General features: G+C 68.5%; 15 protein-coding genes and 2 tRNA genes. 8 read left to right on the top strand and 9 right to left on the bottom strand.

What is annotated here, in order from left to right:
* Nucleotides 1–13 precede the first annotated feature (13 nt).
* Together xylA and aspS are read left to right on the top strand one after the other, a co-directional pair.
* Complete coding sequence (xylA, locus tag DMP23_RS22700; RefSeq protein ID WP_337822429.1) at nt 14–1,162, top strand: xylose isomerase; 1,149 nt, start codon at nt 14–16, stop codon at nt 1,160–1,162.
* Nucleotides 1,163–1,451: 289 nt separating this feature from the next.
* Nucleotides 1,452–2,696, top strand: coding sequence for an aspartate--tRNA(Asn) ligase (gene aspS / locus DMP23_RS22705; RefSeq protein WP_337822430.1), 1,245 nt, complete (start codon nt 1,452–1,454; stop codon nt 2,694–2,696).
* Nucleotides 2,697–2,796: 100 nt separating this feature from the next.
* Here aspS and DMP23_RS22710 read toward each other — a convergent pair whose 3' ends face one another.
* Nucleotides 2,797–3,249, bottom strand: a complete 453-nt coding sequence (locus DMP23_RS22710) for a MarR family winged helix-turn-helix transcriptional regulator (protein WP_037813922.1) — start codon at nt 3,247–3,249, stop codon at nt 2,797–2,799.
* A 244-nt stretch (nt 3,250–3,493) separates the two neighbouring features.
* On the opposite strand from DMP23_RS22710, the gene DMP23_RS22715 reads away from it, so the two are divergent.
* Together DMP23_RS22715 and DMP23_RS22720 are read left to right on the top strand one after the other, a co-directional pair.
* A complete protein-coding gene (locus DMP23_RS22715) occupies nt 3,494–4,801 on the top strand; it encodes a serine/threonine-protein kinase (RefSeq protein ID WP_337822431.1) in 1,308 nt (435 codons plus the stop codon).
* Between the two features lie 96 nt (nt 4,802–4,897).
* A complete protein-coding gene (locus tag DMP23_RS22720) occupies nt 4,898–5,047 on the top strand; it encodes a hypothetical protein (protein WP_337822432.1) in 150 nt (49 codons plus the stop codon).
* A gap of 30 nt (nt 5,048–5,077) precedes the next feature.
* On the opposite strand, the gene DMP23_RS22725 is transcribed toward DMP23_RS22720, so the two are convergent.
* Nucleotides 5,078–6,511: a PP2C family protein-serine/threonine phosphatase gene (locus tag DMP23_RS22725; protein ID WP_337822433.1), complete on the bottom strand. Its 1,434-nt coding sequence runs from the start codon at nt 6,509–6,511 to the stop codon at nt 5,078–5,080.
* Nucleotides 6,512–6,831: 320 nt separating this feature from the next.
* Here DMP23_RS22725 and DMP23_RS22730 point away from each other — a divergent pair, with 320 nt between their 5' ends.
* Complete coding sequence (locus tag DMP23_RS22730) at nt 6,832–11,487, top strand: HAMP domain-containing protein (protein ID WP_051729026.1); 4,656 nt, start codon at nt 6,832–6,834, stop codon at nt 11,485–11,487.
* Here the strand turns inward: DMP23_RS22730 and DMP23_RS22735 are convergent.
* Nucleotides 11,439–11,512: transfer RNA gene (locus tag DMP23_RS22735), tRNA-Gly, on the bottom strand. The genes DMP23_RS22730 and DMP23_RS22735 overlap by 49 nt on opposite strands.
* Nucleotides 11,513–11,637: 125 nt before the next feature.
* Between DMP23_RS22735 and DMP23_RS22740 the strand changes: the two genes are divergently transcribed.
* A tRNA-Pro gene (locus DMP23_RS22740) sits at nt 11,638–11,711 on the top strand.
* 978 nt (nt 11,712–12,689) lie between these two features.
* Here the strand turns inward: DMP23_RS22740 and DMP23_RS22745 are convergent.
* The 3 genes from DMP23_RS22745 to DMP23_RS22755 form a co-directional block, all read right to left on the bottom strand.
* On the bottom strand, nt 12,690–13,118 hold the full coding sequence (locus DMP23_RS22745) for a hypothetical protein (protein ID WP_337822434.1): 429 nt from the start codon (nt 13,116–13,118) through the stop codon (nt 12,690–12,692).
* Nucleotides 13,119–13,746: 628 nt separating this feature from the next.
* Nucleotides 13,747–13,995, bottom strand: a complete 249-nt coding sequence (locus DMP23_RS22750; protein ID WP_337822435.1) for a hypothetical protein — start codon at nt 13,993–13,995, stop codon at nt 13,747–13,749.
* Between the two features lie 32 nt (nt 13,996–14,027).
* Nucleotides 14,028–14,489 (bottom strand): hypothetical protein, encoded by a 462-nt coding sequence (locus DMP23_RS22755; RefSeq protein WP_134729642.1) that lies wholly within the window; start codon nt 14,487–14,489, stop codon nt 14,028–14,030.
* A 258-nt stretch (nt 14,490–14,747) separates the two neighbouring features.
* Between DMP23_RS22755 and DMP23_RS22760 the strand changes: the two genes are divergently transcribed.
* Nucleotides 14,748–15,194 (top strand): hypothetical protein, encoded by a 447-nt coding sequence (locus DMP23_RS22760; protein WP_238605096.1) that lies wholly within the window; start codon nt 14,748–14,750, stop codon nt 15,192–15,194.
* Nucleotides 15,195–15,285: 91 nt separating this feature from the next.
* Nucleotides 15,286–15,855, top strand: a complete 570-nt coding sequence (locus tag DMP23_RS22765) for a dihydrofolate reductase family protein (protein WP_337822436.1) — start codon at nt 15,286–15,288, stop codon at nt 15,853–15,855.
* Here DMP23_RS22765 and DMP23_RS22770 read toward each other — a convergent pair whose 3' ends face one another.
* The 3 genes from DMP23_RS22770 to DMP23_RS22780 all read right to left on the bottom strand — a co-directional run bounded on the left by DMP23_RS22770 (nt 15,856) and on the right by DMP23_RS22780 (nt 19,862).
* Nucleotides 15,856–16,812: an RNA polymerase subunit sigma-70 gene (locus DMP23_RS22770; protein ID WP_337822437.1), complete on the bottom strand. Its 957-nt coding sequence runs from the start codon at nt 16,810–16,812 to the stop codon at nt 15,856–15,858.
* Between the two features lie 135 nt (nt 16,813–16,947).
* A complete protein-coding gene (locus DMP23_RS22775) occupies nt 16,948–18,459 on the bottom strand; it encodes a S1 family peptidase (RefSeq protein WP_337822438.1) in 1,512 nt (503 codons plus the stop codon).
* Nucleotides 18,460–18,824: 365 nt separating this feature from the next.
* A complete protein-coding gene (locus DMP23_RS22780; RefSeq protein ID WP_337822439.1) occupies nt 18,825–19,862 on the bottom strand; it encodes a M48 family metallopeptidase in 1,038 nt (345 codons plus the stop codon).
* Nucleotides 19,863–19,931 lie beyond the last annotated feature (69 nt).

Here is a 19,931-nt window from a genome sequence, read left to right on the forward strand (position 1 = left end):
TGAAGGGACGGGCATGGCCGACTACGCCCCCGCGCCGGAAGACAAATTTTCGTTCGGACTGTGGACCGTCGGCTGGCCCGCGGCCGACCCGTTCGGCGTCGCCACGCGCCCGCCGCTCGACCCGGTCGAGAGCGTGCACCGGCTGGCCGAGCTGGGCGCGTACGGCGTCACCTTCCACGACGACGACCTCCTCGCCACCGAACCGGACCGCGACACCGCGATCGCCAAGTTCAAGCGCGCGCTCGAGGAAACCGGCCTGCGCGTGCCGATGGCGACGACGAACCTGTTCAGCCACCCGGTCTTCAAGGACGGCGGCCTGACCAGCAACGACCGCGACATCCGGCGGTACGCGCTGACCAAGGTCCGGCGCAATCTCGACCTCGCCGCCGAACTCGGCGCGCAGACCTACGTGCTGTGGGGCGGCCGCGAAGGCGCGGAATCCGATGCGGCGAAAGACGTCCGCGCCGCGCTCGCCCGGTACAAGGAGGGGCTCGACGTCCTCGCCGACTACGCCGTTTCGCAGGGCTACGACCTGCGGTTCGCGCTGGAGCCGAAGCCGAACGAACCGCGCGGCGACATCCTCCTGCCGACGATCGGCCACGCGCTCGGGTTCATCTCGCAGCTGGAGCGGCCCGAGCTGTTCGGGCTGAACCCGGAGGTCGGCCACGAGCAGATGGCCGGGCTGAACTTCGTGCACGGCATCGCGCAGGCGCTGTGGCAGGGCAAGCTGTTCCACCTCGACCTCAACGGCCAGCACGGCCCGAAGTACGACCAGGACCTGATCTTCGGGCACGGCGATCTCACCAGCGCGTTCTTCCTCGTCGACCTCCTGGAGCACGGCGGCTACGACGGCCCGCGGCACTTCGACTACAAGCCGCTGCGGACCGAGGATCCCGAGGACGTCTGGGTTTCCGCGGCGGCGAACATGCGCACTTACCTGATCCTGCGCGAGAAAGCCCGTGCGTTCCGCACCGATCCGGAGGTCGCCGAAGCGCTCGCCGCGTCGCGGGTGCCGGAGCTGGCGACGCCGACGCTGTCCGAGGGCGAAACCCTGGACGATCTCGCCGCCGACGAGTTCGACGTCGAAGCGGCCGGCCGCCGCGGCTACCACTTCACCCGGCTCAACCAGCTGGCATTGGAGCACCTGCTGGGCGTCCGGTAAATCAGGCGACGCGGGCGGCGGCGGTGTTTTACCGTTGCGGGCAACACGTTGACGGAGACGAGTAGCGCAGGGCGCCGCGAGGGACAGAGAGCTGCCGCCGGTGAGAAGGCAGCGTCGCGGCCCTGCGCGAAGACACTCCTGAGTGCGGGGAGGAAATGCCCCGCCGGCCCGGCCGCCGTCACCCGGCCAGAACGAGGCCGCCCACTCGGCGGCGAAGGTGCGGTGGCACCGCGAGTGTCCCTTCTCGCCCGCACCCCCAAGGGGTCGCCGAGTGCGCTCAGGAGAAGGAATGAGTACCCGCACCCCGGTGGCCTGCCTGCGTGACCGCGTGGGCTCCACCGTGACGATCGCCGGCTGGGTGCACCGCCGGCGCGTGCTGAAATCCGTGGCGTTCCTGGTCGTCCGCGACCGGTCCGGCACTGCGCAGGCAGTGTTCGCCGAGCCGCCGGAGGTCGCCGAGGAGACCGTCGTGCGGCTCACCGGGCAGGTGGTCGCCAATCCGCAGGCACCGCAAGGAATCGAACTGCGGGAACCGGTTTTGGAAGTGCTGTCCGCGCCGGACAAGCGGCCGCCGTTCGATCTTTATCGGCCCGAAGTGGCCGCCGGTTTGCCGGTGGTGCTGGACAATGCCGCGGTCGCGTTGCGGCATCCGGTGCTGCGGCGGCGATTCGAGGTGGCCGCGGCCAGTGTCGCGGCGTTTCGGCGAGTGTTGGACAGGCAGGGATTCACTGAGATTCATACGCCGAAGATCGTTGCCACCGCGACGGAATCCGGGGCGAATGTGTTCCAGCTCGACTACTTCGGCCGTCCCGCTTACCTCGCGCAGTCGCCGCAGTTCTTCAAACAGGCCATGGTCGGCGTGTTCGAGCGGGTGTACGAGGTAGGGCCGGTTTTCCGGGCCGAACCGCATGACACCGCACGGCATCTGGCCCAGTACACGAGTCTCGACGCGGAACTGGGCTTCATCGCCGACCACCGCGACGTCATGGCCGTGCTGCGCGAGGTCGTGGCGGAGATGGCCGCCTCGGCCGGACCGGACGCGTCGGTGGTGCCGGAAGAGATCCCGTCGATCGATTTCGCCGCGGCGCAAGAACTTCTGGCCCGGAACACCGGCGAGGACCCGCGCGGCGAACCGGACCTCGCGCCCGCGCACGAACGATGGCTGTGCGCGTGGGCCGAGCGGGAACACGGGTCGGAATTCCTGTTCGTGACCGGATACCCGATGGCGAAACGGCCGTTCTACACCCATCCGGACCCGGCGGACCCGGCCCGGTCGCACAGTTTCGACCTGCTTTTCCGCGGCCTGGAACTGGTGACCGGCGGCCAGCGGCTGCACCGGCACGCGGACTACCTCGCCGTGCTCGGCGAGGCGGCCGGGCAGTACTCGGACTACCTCGACGCGTTCGCGTACGGCATGCCGCCGCACGGCGGGTTCGCGATCGGGCTGGAGCGCTGGGTCGCGCGCGTGCTCGGCGTGGCGAACGTGCGCGGGGCGACGCTCTTCCCCCGGGACCTGCACCGCCTGCGGCCCTGATCGCCCCTCGAAGGTGCCGCTGGCCTGGTATGCGGGATGCGCGGTCCGTGAAGGACTCCTTGAGGGAATCTGGTTCCCTCAAGGAGCCCTTCACGGAACGTCACTGAGCAGCGAAGGTGAGCGACCCCAGCGCGGTGACCAAGGGCGCCAGCTCCGGCAGCTCCTCCGCCTCGGCGAGCGCGGCGGACAGCGCCGTGTCGTGCGTCGGGCGGGCGGCGGCCAGCAGCTTCTGCCCGGACGGCGTGACCTCGGTGTAGATGCCGCGCCGGTCGTCCTGGCACAGGTAGCGCGACAGCAGGCCGCGCTCCTCCAGCCGGGTGACCAGCCGGGTCGTCGCCGACTGGCTCAGCACCACCGCGTTGGCCAGCTGGCTCATCCGCAGGTGGAAGCCGTCCTGGCGGCCGAGCACGTCGAGCACCGTGTACTCGCTCACCGACAGCTCGTGCTCGCTTTCCAGCGCGCGGTTCAGCCGGTCTTCGATCCGCGCGTGCAGCGCCGCCAGCGTCCGCCAGCCTTGCGCGCGCGCCTCGACGGCGTCGTCCGACACCGACATGGTGCACCTCCTCCAGACGGCCCGGTTGCGGGCGGCCGCGGGCCCCGAGCAGCATCGGCGCAGGTCAATGTGGTTGCAAGTATTGCGCGCGCCGGTAGTACTCAGCTGCCACTGTACTCGCGAAACGCCGGGAGGTCCGCCCCGGCGGCGTGACCTCGTGCGTCCTCACCCGGACCGCGGATCGGCTTTTGCCCTCGCCCGACCGCGAGTAAGTTGTCCTGCTACCCGGGGGGAAAGGTGACCGATGACCGGCGCTGGCGATTCGGACGCGGGCACGACCGCGAGACGGTTCGCGCTGGGCCGGTACGGGCCCGCTCCGCTGGTCCTGGCCGGCCGGTACGAGGTGGGCGAGCGGATCGGCGAAGGCGCGACCGCCTGCGTGCACCGCGGCGAGGACCGCGAAACCGGTGCCGAGGTCGCGGTAAAGCTGTTCCACGCCGGAGCGGTCGAACTGGGCCGCAACCGCCGGGACCAGGAGATCGCGGCGCTGCGCGCGGTGCGGCATCCGGGATTGGTCGGGTTCGTCGACGCCGGGGTCGACGAGGGGTACGCCTACCTCGTCATGGATTGCGTGCACGGGCCCAACCTGTCCGAACGGCTGCGCTCCGGACCGCTGCCCGCCGACCGGGTCGTCGAACTGGGCGCGCAGCTGGCCGAGGCGCTCGCCCACGTCCACGCGCACGAGGTGACCCACCGCGACCTCAAACCCGCCAACATCCTCATGTCCGAGGACGGCCCGCGGATCGCCGACTTCGGCGTCGCGCGCATCGTGGACGCGACCCGCGTGACCGACACCGGCGCGGTCGTCGGTACGGCGGCTTACCTCTCGCCGGAGCAGGTGCTCGGCGAGCACCCCGGTCCGGCGTCGGACGTGTACGCGCTCGGGCTCGTCCTCCTGGAATGCCTCACCGGCGTCCGCGAATACCCGGGCACGGCAGCGGAAACCGCGGTGGTGCGGCTGCATCGGTCGCCGCGGGTGCCGCCGGGCACGCCGGAACCGCTGGCGAGGACTCTGCGCGCGATGACCATGCGCGATCCGGAAGAAAGACCCTCCGCGACCGCCGTGGCGCGTGCGTTGCGCGGCACGGAAACGTTGCGGCTTCCGATCACCACGCGACTGGCGGTCTTCTGCCGCCGCCACCAGGTCTCGCGGCGGCGCGCGGTGCTCGCGGCGGGCCTGCCGATCGTGCTGATCGCGGCGGGGACGCTGCTGTTCGTTTCTCCGCTTCGCCCCGGCACCGGGTCCGCGCCCGGCCCCGACCCGGCACCGATTCCGGTTTCTCCGCCGTCGTCCGCTCCGTCCGATTCGCCGGACCAGGCTCCGCGGCATTCTCCGTCCGCGCCGCCGGTCCGTTCGACGAACGCGGCGACGCCGCCCCTGCAGACCACAACGGTTCCGCCTGGCACGACGGCCCAGACCACGCCGGCGTCGGAAAGCCAGGCCAGCCCGACGAGCCAGCCGGGCCGCAAGCCGCCGAAAACCCCGCCGGGACAAACGAAACCGCCCCGGAGCACCGTCACGGGCCCGCCGAGCGACAAGACTCCACATTAGACAGACCGGACCACCCGGTCGGCTGACGCGGCGCAATTCGGTGGCGAAGTCCGTCCCGGCGCGCGATCCTGGTGGCGAGCCGGGGAGGTGGAACCGATGACCGCACACTCGCGCCGGTTCGGACGGCAGTGCCGCGAACACTTCGAGCGCCCGGAACCCGCCCGCACGGCCGAGCCGAAACCGGACGCCGAGGCGGTTCCGGAACCGGAGCGAGCGCCGGAGCCGGAGACCCAGCCCGGGAAGTAGCTTTCCGGTGCCGGGCAAGGAAAACGGTGCTTACTCCGCACGCGGCGCGGCCTCGATCGCCAGCACCGCGATGTCGTCGTGGCCGGAATTCCCGAGCCAGGCCCGCACTGCCTCGCGCAACCGGCGCACGACCTCGCGCGCCGGCTGCCCGACGCAGTCCTCCAGCACCGTGTAGAGCCGTTCGTCGCCGAACAGTTCGGTGGATTCCGTGCGGTTGCGGGCTTCGGTGACGCCGTCGGTGTAGAGCAGGCAGACGTCGCCCTCGTCCAGATGCGTCGTCGCCTCGGCGAAGCGGGCCTGCGGCGACACGCCGACGAGCGTGCCGGGCACGCTGATCTCCTCGACCCCTCCCCCGCGCCGCAGCACGAGCGGGGCGGGATGGCCGCCGGAGGCGAGGGTGACGTCGAGCCCGGACTCGGCGGCCGCGACCGAACCGAGCACGAGCGTCGCGAACCGGTTGCTGCCGCCGGAGATCAGGAGTTCGTTGAGCAGCCGCAGCATCGTCCGGCCGTCGCGTTCGACCAGATGCAGCGCGGCCAGCGAATGCCGCACGCGGCCGGTCAGCGCGGCCGCCTCGGCGCCCTTTCCGCAGATGTCGCCGACCACCACGAATGCGCTGCCGTCGTCGCGAGAAAGGACGTCGTAGAAATCGCCGCCGACGCCCAGCACCCCGCCCGCGGGTTCGTACCACAGCTCGAAATTCGCGCCCTCGACCTGCGCGGGCGGCGTCGGCAGCAACGTCGATTCGAGCCCGCGCGTGGCTTCCTCCTGGCGGGCATAGCGCTGCGCGTTGGCCAGCGCCGTGCCGGCCGCGTCCGCGAACGCCTCGACGGCTTCGCCTTGCGAGAGGCCGAACGCGGGCTCGCCGCGCCTGCCGAGCAGCACCGCGCCCGCCATGCCGGAGCCGAACGAGACCACTGACACCTCGAGGTGCCCCTCGAACGGCTCGGCGACCGCCGCGGGCAGGGCCGCGACCTCGGTCGCGGGCACCGCGCGGACCTCGGGCCGGGCGACGTCGGTGACCGCGTCGGAGACCACGGGTGCGAGCTGGGCCGGCACCCGCCGGATCCGGCCGTGGCCCGCCGCGCCGTGCTCGGTGCAGCTCCACCATTCCCAGCGGCCGCGGGTCGTCGGCAGCAGCACGAAGGCGCAATCGCCCAACGCGGACGCCGCCAGCTCGGCGATCACCCGGGCGGTGCCGTGCCGTCCGCGCGCGAGCGCCAGTTTCGGACCGGCCTCGGCGAGGAACTCTTCGGGACGGCGGCGGCCGTCGTCGACCACGGTCCAGGCGCGCCAGCCGCCGGGCAGCGCGCGGACCTTGGCCGGGCGGTGGCCGACCTTGCCGGTGGTCTCGGTCACGCCGACGAGCTCGGCCGGGCCGAGCCGCTGCGCGGCCGCGTTGGCCCAGCGCAGGGCGCCTTCCGGGTCCTGGAGGAACACCGGCTCCTGGACGTCGTCGAGCACCGAGCGCCAGAAACCGGCGTGCCCGGGCAGCTCGGCGCCGGGTGGCAGGGCCGACGCCGGAGCGGGCCGTGACACCATGCACGAACCTCCTGCCTCCGGGTCGACCTGACGGTCCTGGTCCTTCCAGGTTGGCACAGTGTGCGCGGGCGGACTGGGTCGAAGTGTAGGGCGAACCGTGGCAGGCTGGGTCGACGACCATGGCTGGCACACGCGTGGTGGGAAGGTCGGCAGAGATGACAGAGACTCCCCAGGCTTCCGGGAGCCCCCGGAACTCCGGGGCCCCTGACCCGGATTCCGTCCCGGCGAACGAGGTCGCGGCACTGGAGCGGCTGCTCGCCGCGGTCCACGACCTCGGGGACGGCAACTTCCGGCGGCGGTTCGTGGCGCACGGCGACGGGATCACCGCCCGGCTCGCGTCGGCGTTCAACGACATCGCCGAGCGCAACCAGCGGCTCGTGACGGAACTCATGCGCGTGCGCGGCGAGGTGGGCCAGGAGGGCAAGCTCACCGAACGCGTGCGCACCGAGATCGGCCCCGGCGGCTGGGCCACCGCGGTCGACACGGTCAACGGCCTGATCGAGGACGTCAGCCGCCCGGTCGTGGAGCTGGACCGGGTGCTGGGCGCGGTCGCCGAGGGCGATCTGTCGCAGCCGATGGCGCTGCAGCTGGACGGCCGTCCGCTGCGCGGGCAGTACGCCGAGCTGGCGAAGACCGTGAACGGCCTCAACGCGCAGCTGTCGCGGTTCGCCGCCGAAGTGATCCGGCTGTCCCGGGAGATCGCCGGAGAGGGCCGCCTCGGCGGTCAGGCCGAGGTCCCCGGCGTGGCCGGGACGTGGCGCGACCTCACCGACTCGGTCAACTTCCTCGCAGACAACCTCACCGAGCAGGTCCGGAACATCGCCTCGGTCACCACCGCGGTGGCCCGCGGCGACCTGACGCAGAAGATCAACGTCGACGCCCGGGGCGAGATCCTCGAGCTCAAGAACACCATCAACACGATGGTCGACCAGCTCTCGTCGTTCGCCGACGAGGTCACCCGGGTGTCGCGCGAAGTCGGTTCCGAGGGACGCCTGGGCGGCCAGGCGCGCGTGCCGGGCGTGGCGGGCACCTGGCGCGACCTCACCGACTCGGTGAACCTGATGGCGGACAACCTGACCGACCAGGTCCGCAACATCTCGCAGGTCGCCACGGCGGTCGCGGCGGGCGATCTGACGAAGAAGATCGACGTCGACGCGCGGGGCGAGATCCTGCAGCTGAAGACGACGCTGAACACGATGGTCGACCAGCTCTCCTCCTTCGCCGACGAAGTCACCCGAGTGGCCCGCGAGGTCGGCAGCGAAGGCCGCCTCGGCGGTCAGGCGGAGGTCCCCGGCGCGGCCGGCACGTGGCGCGGCCTGACCGACTCGGTCAACCAGATGGCCGACAACCTGACCGACCAGGTCCGCAACATCTCGCACGTGACCACCGCGGTCGCGAAGGGCGACCTGACGCAGAAGATCACCGTGGACGCGCGGGGCGAGATCCTCGAGCTCAAGACCACGATGAACACGATGGTCGACCAGCTCTCGTCCTTCGCCGACGAGGTCACCCGAGTCGCCCGCGAGGTCGGCACCGAAGGGCAGCTGGGCGGCCAGGCCACCGTGCCCGGGGTCGCCGGCATCTGGCGCGACCTCACCGGCTCGGTGAACTTCATGGCCAACAACCTCACCGCGCAGGTCCGGAACATCGCGCAGGTCGCGACGGCGGTCGCGCGGGGCGACCTGACGAAGAAGATCGCGGTCGACGCACGCGGCGAAATCCTCGAGCTGAAGACGACGCTGAACACGATGGTCGACCAGCTCTCGTCCTTCGCCGACGAAGTCACCCGAGTGTCGCGAGAGGTTGGCACGGAAGGAAAACTGGGCGGTCAGGCGACCGTGCCGGGCGTGGCGGGGACCTGGAAGGACCTCACCGACAACGTCAACTTCATGGCCAACAACCTCACCGACCAGGTGCGGAACATCTCCCAGGTCACCTCGGCCGTGGCGCGCGGCGATCTGACGCAGAAGATCACCGTCGACGCGCGCGGCGAGATCCTGGAGCTCAAGAACATCCTGAACACGATGGTCGACCAGCTGTCCGCCTTCGCGGACGAGGTCACCCGGGTCGCCCGCGAGGTCGGCACCGAGGGACGGCTGGGCGGCCAGGCGCGCGTTCCGGGCGTCGCGGGAATCTGGAAAGACCTCACCGACAACGTGAACGTCATGGCCGACAACCTGACCGTGCAGGTCCGGAGCATCGCCACGATGGCGAGCGCGGTGGCGAACGGCGACCTGTCGAAGAAGATCTCCATCGACGCGGCGGGCGAGGTCGCGGCGCTGGCCGGAACGCTGAACGACATGGTCGAGACGCTGCGCGCGTTCGCCGACGAGGTGACGCGTGTTGCCCGCGAGGTCGGCACGGAAGGCATCCTGGGCGGTCAGGCGCGGGTGCCCGGCGTGGCCGGGACGTGGAAGGACCTGACCGAGAACGTCAACTTCATGGCGCACAACCTGACCAGCCAGGTGCGGAACATCTCGCAGGTCACGACGGCGGTCGCGCGCGGCGACCTGTCGCGCAAGATCGACGTCGACGCCCGGGGCGAGATCCTGGAACTCAAGACCACGATGAACACGATGGTCGACCAGCTGTCCGCGTTCGCCGCGGAGGTCACCCGGGTCGCCCGGGAGGTCGGCACCGAGGGCAAGCTGGGCGGTCAGGCCGAGGTCGAAGGCGTGTCCGGCACCTGGAAGCGGCTGACCGAGAGCGTGAACCAGCTGGCGGGCAACCTGACCACGCAGGTCCGCGCGATCGGCCAGGTCGCGACGGCGGTGACCGCGGGCGATCTGACGCGGCACATCACCGTGGACGCGTCCGGCGAGCTGGCGGACCTCAAGGACAACATCAACCAGATGATCGCGAACCTCAAGGAGACCACCTCCGCGAACCGCGAACAGGACTGGCTGAAGACGAACCTGGCGCGGCTGTCCGGGCGGATGCAGGGCCACCGCGACCTCGCTTCGGTGGCGACGCTGATCCTGTCGGAGCTGGCCCCGCTGGTGAGCGCGCAGCAGGGCGCGTTCTTCATCGCGCACGACGACGAGGACGCCGGCGACCCGGACAAGCTGCTCGACTGCATCGCCGCCTACGGCCTCGCCCAGGCGCGCACCGGCCTGCGCTTCCGGCTCGGCGAATCGCTGATCGGCCAGGCCGCGGTGGACCGGCGGACGATACTGGTCAACGGCGCTCCCCCGGAGTACGCGCTGGTGTCGTCCGGGCTCGGCTCGGCCCCGCCGGTCAACGTGATCGTGCTGCCGGTGCTGTTCCAGGGCGAGGTGCTCGGCGTGCTGGAACTGGCGTCGGTCAACGAGTTCTCCGCGGTGCACCTGGACCTGCTGGAGCAGCTGCGGCACACGATCGGCGTCAACGTGAACACGATCCTGTCGAACTCGCGCACGGAAGCGCTGCTGACCGAATCGCAGCGGCTGGCCCAGGAACTGCGCGCGCGGTCCGAGCAGCTGCAGGCCCAGCAGGGCGAACTGCGCCGGTCGAACACCGAACTGGCCGAGAAGGCGGCGCTGCTGGCCCAGCAGAACCGCGACATCGAGGTCAAGAACATCGAGATCGAACAGGCCCGCCAGGAGCTCGAGGAACGGGCCGGGCAGCTGACGGTCGCGTCGCAGTACAAGAACGAATTCATGGCGAACATGTCGCACGAGCTGCGAACTCCGCTCAACAGCGCGCTGATCCTGGCGAAACTGCTGTCGGAGAACCCGGAGGGCAACCTCACGGAGAAGCAGATCCAGTTCGCGAAGACGATCTGGGCGGCGGGTTCCGACCTGCAGCAGCTGATCAACGACATCCTGGACCTGGCGAAGGTCGAGGCCGGGAAGCTGGACCTGCAGATGTCCGACGTGACGCTGCCAGAGCTGGTGAACTACGTCGAATCGCTGTGCCGCCCGCTGACCGCGGACAAGGGCCTGGAGTTCGCCGTCATGATCGACCCGCCGGTGCCGGGCAGCGTCCACACCGACGAACACCGCCTCCAGCAGGTGCTCCGGAACCTCCTGTCGAACGCCGCGAAATTCACCGACGAGGGCGGCGTACGCCTGCACATCCGGATGGCAGACCCCGAGGAAGTCGAACAGGAATCGCTGCGCTCGGCGGCCGGGATCATCGCGTTCGGCGTCGAGGACACCGGCATCGGCATCCCCGAGGAGAAGCTGGAAGTCATCTTCGACGCCTTCCGCCAAGCGGACGGCACGACGAGCCGCAAGTACGGCGGCACCGGCCTTGGCCTGTCGATCAGCCAGCAGCTGACCGAGCTGTTGAGCGGCGAACTGCGCGTCAGCAGCGTCCCCGGCAAGGGCAGCACCTTCACGCTGTACCTGCCGGTCGGCGCCGCGAACCTGATCGCCCCGACGACCCCCGTGCGCCCGACCCCGAAGCTGCCGGTCCTGCCGAGCACCATCACCGTGGCCGAACCGAACAGCGCCCCGAAACGCTTCAACGGCGAAAAGGTCCTCATCGTCGACGACGACCTGCGCAACGTCTTCGCCCTCGCAGCGGTCCTGGAACAAGCGGGCCTGGAAGTCATCTACGCCGACACCGGCGTGGCCGGAATCCGGGCGCTGGAACGCCACGAGGACACCGCGTTGGTGCTGATGGACGTGATGATGCCGGAACTGGACGGCAACGCCACCATCGCGGCAATCCGAGCCGAAGCGGCCCACGAAGACCTGCCGGTGATCGCCGTCACAGCGAAGGCGACGGAGGAAGACCGCGAACGCACGCTGGCTTCGGGAGCGGACGACTACATCACGAAGCCGGTGGACACTGACCTGTTGCTGGACGTGATCGCCGCCCGCCTGGAGGCGGACGCGGCGTCGTCCTCGAACTCGGAAGTGCTTGGAGCGGGTGACGGGAATCGAACCCGCGTAGCTAGTTTGGAAGACTAGGGCTCTACCATTGAGCTACACCCGCAGCGCCCTCGGTGACCCGGGAGCGAAGCAAGCTTAGCGTGCCCGCTAGGGTGGGTCGTACACCCCCCGGGTACCTGGGTTCCGGAGGCCTTCATGAGGCTCCCGGACCACGGGCTTCGGGGGTGCCGGGATGTGGCGCAGCTTGGTAGCGCATCCGCTTTGGGAGCGGAGGGTCGCAGGTTCAAATCCTGTCATCCCGACCGAGAGGGGCTGGACCTGCGGGTTCAGCCCCTTTTTCGTGCCGTCCGACGCGGCGCGGGAGCTAGCACAGCGCTCAGTGACACTCCTATTTGAGGATTCTTACCTGCGCACCGGAGCCCTCACTCTCGCTCCGCCGGCCTGGCAGGCGTTGTCAATGAGTGGGCTATGTCACTCGAGGCAGAGAACAAGAGCCCGCACGATCCGCGGCTACTGCGACTCCGTGCGCTTCTTCCACATCTGGCTCGCCGATCCGGTCGCACCGCCGGAGGCCGACGACCCCGACGCGTGGCTCGCGTCCTTTCCGCCGGAGCCGAACGAACCCGAGGACTACGAGCCGAAACCACGTCAAGCGGTGGATCGCCTATCGCCTTCTCCACAACCAGTCTGGCAACGCGAACGACTACCTGGCGTTGAGCGAGTGGTTCAACTGGCTTGCGGAGAGGAGGAAAGGGCGGCAAATGGCGCACCCGCCCCTTCAGCGCCGCGACCGGCAATGCCCGCGCGCACCACTTCTACACCGACAGCACCACCAGACTGCGGCTCAGAGACGGCCGCCGCAGCACGCCGCTCTCGCCGAGCGGCATCAAGGTCATGCTCCTCCGACGAGGCAACGACGCCGACTGCGTCGTTGCCTCGCTAGGTCTCTCGGTAATGCATCCCTTAACCCGGATGCATCACCGGTTTTCTCCAGAAGCGAGCGCGGACCTAGCTACGAGAATCAGTCAGCCCTCGTTCGCGCACGGGCCAAGCCATTGCCCTACGCACCTTTCCGATCATGGACTGACCGTCGTAGCACTCAGCTCATAACACTCATGCCGTGGACCAGGCTGATTCCGCTACACACTGCCGACCTGCAAGTACGTCCAGTTCGAGCTGCCGAAATACGTAAAACAACTCAACTAGGTACGCCACACCCAGCCGAATGCAGGTCATTCCATCATGGTTTTACTATCCGAGCAACCCCGAAAACAGGAAGCTCAGCGCTTATCCCACAATGCCAGGAAGCTCTCGAGGATCTCTTTACCGCCTGCCAAATCATCGCTGACGCCAAGAGAAGCTTCGCCGGAATCGAAGATCCGGAACATCACCAGGCAACGCGAGAAATCGTCGCGATCCAGCTCCTCCTTGACATAGTCTTCTTCGGAACGGGTGGCGACCAGCAACATGTCAATCGACTGTCTTATCGCCGCCGCCAGGCGAACGACGTCAGGCCAGGTGATTCCGGGCCGCACGGGCTGCGATGACGCGCATTCACCGAAGAGCTCTTCGATCACCGAATCAGCCAGCCCCAGCGCTTCGACCTCCAGCACCCACCAACACCAGTCATTGTCCGGAATCAGCGGAACAATATCACGCAAATCCGGATAACCGTCTTCCGGAAACTCCTTCTCAACTATTTCCATCACGGATACTCCAAAGGTGTCGCCTTCTTCGATCGTGACATCGAACCGCCGGTCGAATTGGGCTCGTAGTTGTGCTGATGAGGATTCGGGTTATTCTGCGGCCTGCCATGGTCCGTGAAGTCATCGCGGCAGGTCGGACGCAGTCGGAGCGGCCACCCCAAACCGCAACGGCCTGAGTTCGCGCTTGGTCGCGCCAGCCATGGCGATGCCCTCTCTGCTCAGCCCAGTCGCCTGCCGAACACTCAGTTCGTCCACGGACGACCCGCGGCCGTTTCGACTATGCACCCGACGAGGTCCACGCCGCAAATTCGCTCAGCGTGCGCTGCAGATCATCTCGCGAGCCGATTTCCCTGTGGTCATCTCGATCTATGCCTTGAAGAATACCCGCGCGCATCAACTGATGCCTCCCCGACGGCCCATAAGATCAATTAACTGATCCGATGTCCGTAATCGATTGATATAGATACTAAGGTATTGATGCGGTCGCCGCCGGAATCTACAATTACCCCATGTCACGGTCTTCCAAATTCGCTCGGCGATCGGATATCCAGGCAGCAGCCTCGTCAACCAATGCGAATAGATCGGTCATTTTTCTCCAGTCCAACCACTAATCTTTGAAGCTAACAGCCGATCATCTCTGGATCTCAGCCAGCCATTCGAAGCCGTCGCACTCGGCGCGCAGTCGCTTGAGGCCTTGTTCCAGGCAGTCGTCGAGGCTGGCGGCTTCGGCGCGGATGAATCCCTGCCCTCCGAGGCCCGCGCCTGACATCACCAACGTCCACGGCTTGCCGCCCTCCCTCATTCTGTCGTCGTCCGCCTTGAGGATTACCGTGACGCCTGCGCGGCACAGCTTATCCATCAACTGCTCGATATCCGTCATATTCGCTCCCATCAATATTCTCTCAAGGCTGTCTAGTTATTTCCTGGGCCCCAGGAAGCGGCCACCGGACGGTGTTGTCGGGGAACGCCTAGCACCACGACGACCTCGGCTGGTTCTGCGGGGTCGTCGCCGTAGACGGATATCGCGTTCAAGTCGCGTTCCACGGGCAATTCCAAACGAAGCTGGCCGTTGGGGTCGTAGAGCACTATCGACGATCGAGCCAGCTGAATCACGCCGCGATGCACCAGCGCGAGCCCCTCCGGAATGACGGGCTCTTCGACACACGCGACAGCAACCAGCCCGCTGGCCGACTGACGAACGGGCACGTGCACTGAATCCTTGCCAGCGTGCACATTTTCGCGTGCGGGGTCCCCGCTCGAGTGGTCGTCAACACTGTCCGGGGAGGAAACCACCAGCAAGCCGAAAGAGAACCGAGCCACGCCGCCTCCGTAGTAGAGGTCGCCGTGGCTGTCGAAGTTCGAAAAGTTAGTCATTTTCACTCCCAACCTGGCCGTTGACGCAACCACTCCAGAGGAGGGAGCAGGATCGGGTACGAGGTTAGTCGGAACCCCGGCGATCGGTGCATGTCGTGAGCCCAGATGCCACGCCTTTCCGTCAGAATTTTCCGCCATTCGTTCGCGAGGCCCACTGAAGCGTTTGTGCGCACCGACACAAATCGCCCTGCCCGCCGCGAGATCCCGCGGGGGTGTAGGACACGGGGTGCGCTCCCGCATTCAGGCTGTACGTCGAGGGTGGCGTCGCCGGGCTCGTCGTTGCGATTGTCGCGATGCTCATCGCAACAGTTTCCCGCGCGCAGGCTTCCGTTCTCGCGGAATGATGTCGAGCGGCTCGTCGTCGAGACCATCGAGGACGGTCTCGACGACTGGGTTTCGCTGGATTGGCTGATCACCAACACAGCACGGGTGGTTCCCGAAGACAGCGATCGCTTCGCCAGGTTCTTCGCCGCCGTGCTCGGCTACCTGCTCCGCAAAGGACTGATGGTCGTGGGCGAGATCGGCGACACCGGCATCGAACCCTGGCCGCCCGCTGCCGTCGAAGACGACCGTGGACCGCGTCGTTCGCGACTGCCAAGCAGTCAACTGGACACCCCGGCTCGGGCTGTGCTGGCTCGCCAAGACGCCGGGCGGGGTGAGCCTCCGGCGGAGCTGGGCTCGGCGACCAGGTCGTGGTGGGGCTGATGGAGATCCAGCTTGGCCCTGACAGCCCCCGATGAGGTTTTCGCGCCCCGCCCGTCTGTATATGTGCGATCGCCACACAAGGGAGGCTGACATGACCCGGAAACTGATCTTCGGCATGAACCTGACGCTGGACGGCTACATCGCCGCGGCAGGAGACGACATCGGCTGGAGCGGGCCGCCGAGTGAGGAGTTGTTCCAGTGGTGGCTTGATCAGGAGCGCGCGAACAGCATGTCGCTCTACGGGCGCAAGCTGTGGGAGGCGATGAGTTCCTACTGGCCGACCGGCGACCAGCAGCCGGGGGCACCCGCGGCGGAGGTCGAGTTCGCGCGGAACTGGCGGGACACTCCGAAGGTGGTGTTCTCCTCGACGATCGAACAGGTCGGCTGGAACGCCCGGCTGTTCGCGGGCAACGCGGTCACCGAGATCGCGCGGCTCAAGGCAGGCGACGGTGGGCCGCTGAGTGTCGGCGGCGCGACGCTCGCCGGGGCGGCTGTGCGGGCGGGGCTGGTCGACGAGTACGCGGTGGTCACCCATCCGGTTCTGGTGGGTGGCGGTACGCCGTTCTTCAGCGCGCTGGACAGCTGGGTGAACCTGAATCTCGTGGAGACGCGGACGTTTCCCGGCGGCGTCGTGCTGACCCGCTACGCGACCAGGCGGTGATCACAGGGTCGCGGCCAGGCCCAGCCATGGTTTGTCGGCGACCTCGAATCCGGTGAGTTCGGCGATCTTTCCGTCGGCGATGTGCAGGACCGCGAGGTTCAGCAGCCGGTACGCCGGGTCGTCGGCGGTCCGGAGGTAGAGCGCGGCGGCGGGCATGCGGTTGACCGTCGTGGCGATGCAGCGCCAGTCGTCGTAGCGCTGGAAGAGGCCGCCGGAGACCCAGCCGTCGACGGCGTCCCGGGCCGTTGTGATCACGGTGCCGGGGTCGGGCAGCATTGCGAAGCGCAGGTCGTCGCGGAGAAGGGACATGAGGCGGTCGAGGTCGTTGCGTTCGTGGGCTTCGATGTACGACTTCACCACGGCGCGCTCGTCTTGCGACAGTTCGTGGATGGCCGGGCTGCGCCAGTCCAGACGGCGGGCGGGTAGTTGCTCGCGCATTGTCACGCGCGCCCGTTGCAGTGCGCTGGTTACCGACGCGACGGTCAGCTCGAGGGCTTCCGCGGCTTTCGGCGCTGGCCAGCCTAGGACGTCGCGCATGATGAGGACTGCACGTTGCCTCGGCGGCAGGTGCTGGACGGCGACGATGAACGCCAGCTCGATCGTCTCCCGTGCTACCACCGATTCCTGCGGGTCTTCGGGGAGCATCCGGTCGGGGTACGGCTGCAGGTACGGCAGCTCAGCGCCCGCGAGGTCGGACGGCACGGGGGTGCGGTCGTTGCGCTTTTCCAGGAAATCGAGGCAGGCGTTGGTCGCGATCCGGTACAGCCAGGTTCGCAGCGCAGCACGGCCGTTGAAGGACTCCCGTTTGTTCCACGCTCGCAGGAAGGTCTCCTGCGTCAGGTCCTGGGCGTCTTCGTAGTTCGCGAGCATTCGGTAGCAGTGCACTTGCAGCTCACGCCGGTGGCGCTCGGTCAGCAGCGCGAACCGCGCTGGGTCGTCGGTGTCCGGCGGGCTCATGGTCGTCGATCCTTCCACCGCGGAGAGGGGGTCACCAGGACTGACGACCGGGCGGAGGATTTCTCATCGGTCTGTGAAGGACCCCATGCGGGAATCCCAGTCCCGCAAGGGGTCCTTCACGGCCGGTGCGCGGGATCAGTCAGTGGCGAGAGCCCGGGTGGCCGGACCGATCGCCGCCCAGCCGCCGGACTGGGCGTTCCAGCGGTAGATGCCGCCGCTGTTGATGCCGTACACGCCGTCGGCGTTGGCCGCGAACGCGTCGCCGGAGCCGCCGATGCGGGTCCAGCCGTTGCCGGTCAGCAGGTTGACGTCCTTGGTGGCCGGTTCGATGCCGAGCAGCGTGTGCGCGCCCGCGTACAGCGCGCTCTGCGCCTTGCCGACGCTCGCCCAGGCGCTGCCGCTGCCGGTCCAGTGGTACACGCCGCCGCCGTTGGCTCCGTAGATGCCGTCGTCGTTGATCGCGAAGCCGCTGCCGGAGGTGCCGATCTTGACCCAGGTGCCGGGTGCGGTCATCAGGTGGAGGTCGCCGGTGCCGGGCACGGTCCGGGCGAGCAGGTGGCCGGCCGCGTAGAACGCGGTCCCGGCGGGGCCGACCGTTTCCCAGCCGGTGCCGGTCCAGCGCAGGACGCCGCCGCCGTTGTAGCCGTAGACGCCGTCGGCGTTGACCACGAATCCGTCGCCCGGGCCGCCGATCTTCGCCCACTGGCCGGGGGTCCCGGTGTAGCGGTAGACGTCGTGGGTGTCGGCGCGGGTCGCGACCACCGCGCTTTCCCCGGCGTAAACCCGGTCGAACCCGGTGCCGAGGGTCGTCCAGGCACTGCCGGTGCCGGAATAGGCGAGGACCGCCCCGTTGGCGTCGACGCGGTACAGGCCGTGGTGTCCCGCGACGGTGTGCGCCGTGACCCAGTCGCCGAGGTCGTCCACCCGGGAGGCGCTGACCGCCGGGTTGGTCGCAGTCTCGCCGAGGCAGTTGTGCTGATACGAACCGGTGATGACGCCGGTGATCCGCCCGTCGGCAGTGAACACCGGCGCTCCGGCGTCGCCTCGGCACACGCCGCTCGTGCCGGACGCTTCGAGGGCCAGTCCGTGCTCCGGTGCGCCGGCCGCGATGGTCAGCGAAGCCGACTGCGGAGCGTCCGGGATCCATTCGGTCGCCGTGCGGCCGAACCCGGCCACCGTCACCTGCCCGCTCGACGGCGGCGGCGTCGCGGCGAGACTCCCCGCGCTGGCCCCGAGAACCGGCGCGACCAGCCGCAGCAACACGACGTCGCGGTCGGTCCGCGTCGCCACGCGGTCCACGGCGATCTGCCGGGTCGGCTTCCCGGTTTCGGTCACCGCGGCGTTCACGGCGACGGCAGGCGGCGCGCCGTCGACCAGTCCGTCGCCGGCGTGCGCCCCGGTCTTGCCGGTGAGGCACGAGGCGGTCGTCAGAATCCATTGCGAGGAAACCAGGGTTCCCGTGCAGGCGTGGCCGCCGCTGGTCGCGTCACCCCCGATCGCGAGCCGGACCAGCGAGGACGCCGCGGCACCGGTGACCGGTGCACCCCCGGCCACCGCGTTCGCCGGCGCCGCGGCGGCCAGCAGCCCCGCGGCGGTCACCCCGGCGACACAGCCGGCCAAGCGCGAAGCTTTCCGGTTGAACACCATGAAGAAACCCTTTCGTTCGGACGCTGAATTCCTCCGATTACCGGCCACAGAACAGCGAGGCTTTTCCGCACTCGCCGATTACGGCCGCTCCACGCCGGGGAATCCACCGCGGCACGGGAAGCCATTCCTCCGTTTGCCGCATGCCCCTCCCCCGTTTGCCGACGCGCCCCATCCCCTGACGCGCCGCAGATACCATCGCGCACATCAGGCCGCCATTACCGCAGCACGCGGTGACGTACCCCACATTCCACCGGCTCTGGATACGTGGTTAAGATGCGGTGCTTTGTCAGCGTCCGAGCAGACAAGAATTGTCAGTTATTTCGCCGCGGCCTTTTCCGGTTCCGAATTTCCGCGCGAAGCCGAGCTCAGGCGTTGCCGTTCTCCGAGCCCCCGCCGAACTTGGCCCACACCTTGCTCGCGGTGTCCGCGACCGTCTCCCCGACGTCGGTGAAGACCTTCGTCAGCGGGTCCGCCGAGGCGGTCCAGGAATCCTTGTACGACTTCGCCGCGGACTTCAGGTCGTCCTTCCAGTCCGTGGCGGGCGCGTCGTCGTCCCGGCGCGGGTACTCGCCGGTCAGGATCGCCCGGTACTCCTCGGACGCGGCCCATTTCTGCAGCTGCGTCGCCCGGACCACGGCGAACGGGTGGGTTTCGGTCTCGACGTACTTCAGCTTCAGCAGGCTGTCCCGGATGTCTTCGCCCGCCTCGTATTCCGCTCCCTGCTGGAGGAAGGACGGGATGTCGATGCGGGACGGGTCGACGCCGCCGGCGAGCTGGATCTGCGCGCGCAGCGCGGCGGTCGGGTCCTGGCCGCAGAGCAGGCCCGCGCGGTCGCAGGACAGTTCGGCCTTGCGGTACCACTCGCTCAGCGCCGCGATGATCGCCCGGATGCCGAGCGCGCTGACCGGCGTCCAGGACATCGACATCTGGAGGTTGATCAGGCGCACCATGATCGTGCGGTAGACCGCGTGCCCGGACAGCACGTGCCCCATTTCGTGGCCGATGGCGAACCGCAGCGATTCGTGGCTCAGCTGGTCGACAAGCGCGGTGCTGATCCGGATGAACGGCTCGTCCATGCCGAGCGCGGACGCTTGCAGCCGCGGGTCCTGGTAGACGAACAGGTTCGGCACCGCGGGGAGATCGAGCGTTTCGGCGCATTCGTGGCGCAGCCGGTCGAGTTCCGGATACTGCTTCGGTCCCACGCGAATCGACGACGCCAGTGCCATCAGCCGTTCGCCGCGTTCGTTGTAGAAACCGGAGACGGCCTTGATCACCTGGGCGAATCCGGGCATCGCGCGCAACGTGGCGAGCGCGCCGCGGTCCACCGGGTGTTCGTAGGCTCTCGGGCTGATTCCCGGAAAACGGACGGCGGCCCGGCGCACCGGTTCGATTTCTTCAGTCATCGCTCCCCCAATGAAGTCGTTGGCAGCAGCCTACTCAACGACGATCACCGGCCGATTCCCCGGCGCTGA

It is taken from the genome of Amycolatopsis sp. A1MSW2902, from assembly GCF_017312175.1.
Classification (GTDB): Bacteria; Actinomycetota; Actinomycetes; order Mycobacteriales; family Pseudonocardiaceae; genus Amycolatopsis; species Amycolatopsis nivea.

Bases quoted from the DNA above. Each gene is read 5' to 3' on its own strand.
- xylA (WP_337822429.1), top strand. From the start codon at position 14: ATGGCCGACTACGCCCCCGCGCCGGAAGACAAATTTTCGTTCGGACTG.
- aspS (WP_337822430.1), top strand. From the start codon at position 1,452: ATGAGTACCCGCACCCCGGTGGCCTGCCTGCGTGACCGCGTGGGCTCC.
- DMP23_RS22710 (WP_037813922.1), bottom strand. From the start codon at position 3,249: ATGTCGGTGTCGGACGACGCCGTCGAGGCGCGCGCGCAAGGCTGGCGG.
- DMP23_RS22715 (WP_337822431.1), top strand. From the start codon at position 3,494: ATGACCGGCGCTGGCGATTCGGACGCGGGCACGACCGCGAGACGGTTC.
- DMP23_RS22720 (WP_337822432.1), top strand. From the start codon at position 4,898: ATGACCGCACACTCGCGCCGGTTCGGACGGCAGTGCCGCGAACACTTC.
- DMP23_RS22750 (WP_337822435.1), bottom strand. From the start codon at position 13,995: ATGACGGATATCGAGCAGTTGATGGATAAGCTGTGCCGCGCAGGCGTC.
- DMP23_RS22755 (WP_134729642.1), bottom strand. From the start codon at position 14,489: ATGACTAACTTTTCGAACTTCGACAGCCACGGCGACCTCTACTACGGA.
- DMP23_RS22765 (WP_337822436.1), top strand. From the start codon at position 15,286: ATGACCCGGAAACTGATCTTCGGCATGAACCTGACGCTGGACGGCTAC.
- DMP23_RS22770 (WP_337822437.1), bottom strand. From the start codon at position 16,812: ATGAGCCCGCCGGACACCGACGACCCAGCGCGGTTCGCGCTGCTGACC.
- DMP23_RS22775 (WP_337822438.1), bottom strand. From the start codon at position 18,459: ATGGTGTTCAACCGGAAAGCTTCGCGCTTGGCCGGCTGTGTCGCCGGG.
- DMP23_RS22780 (WP_337822439.1), bottom strand. From the start codon at position 19,862: ATGACTGAAGAAATCGAACCGGTGCGCCGGGCCGCCGTCCGTTTTCCG.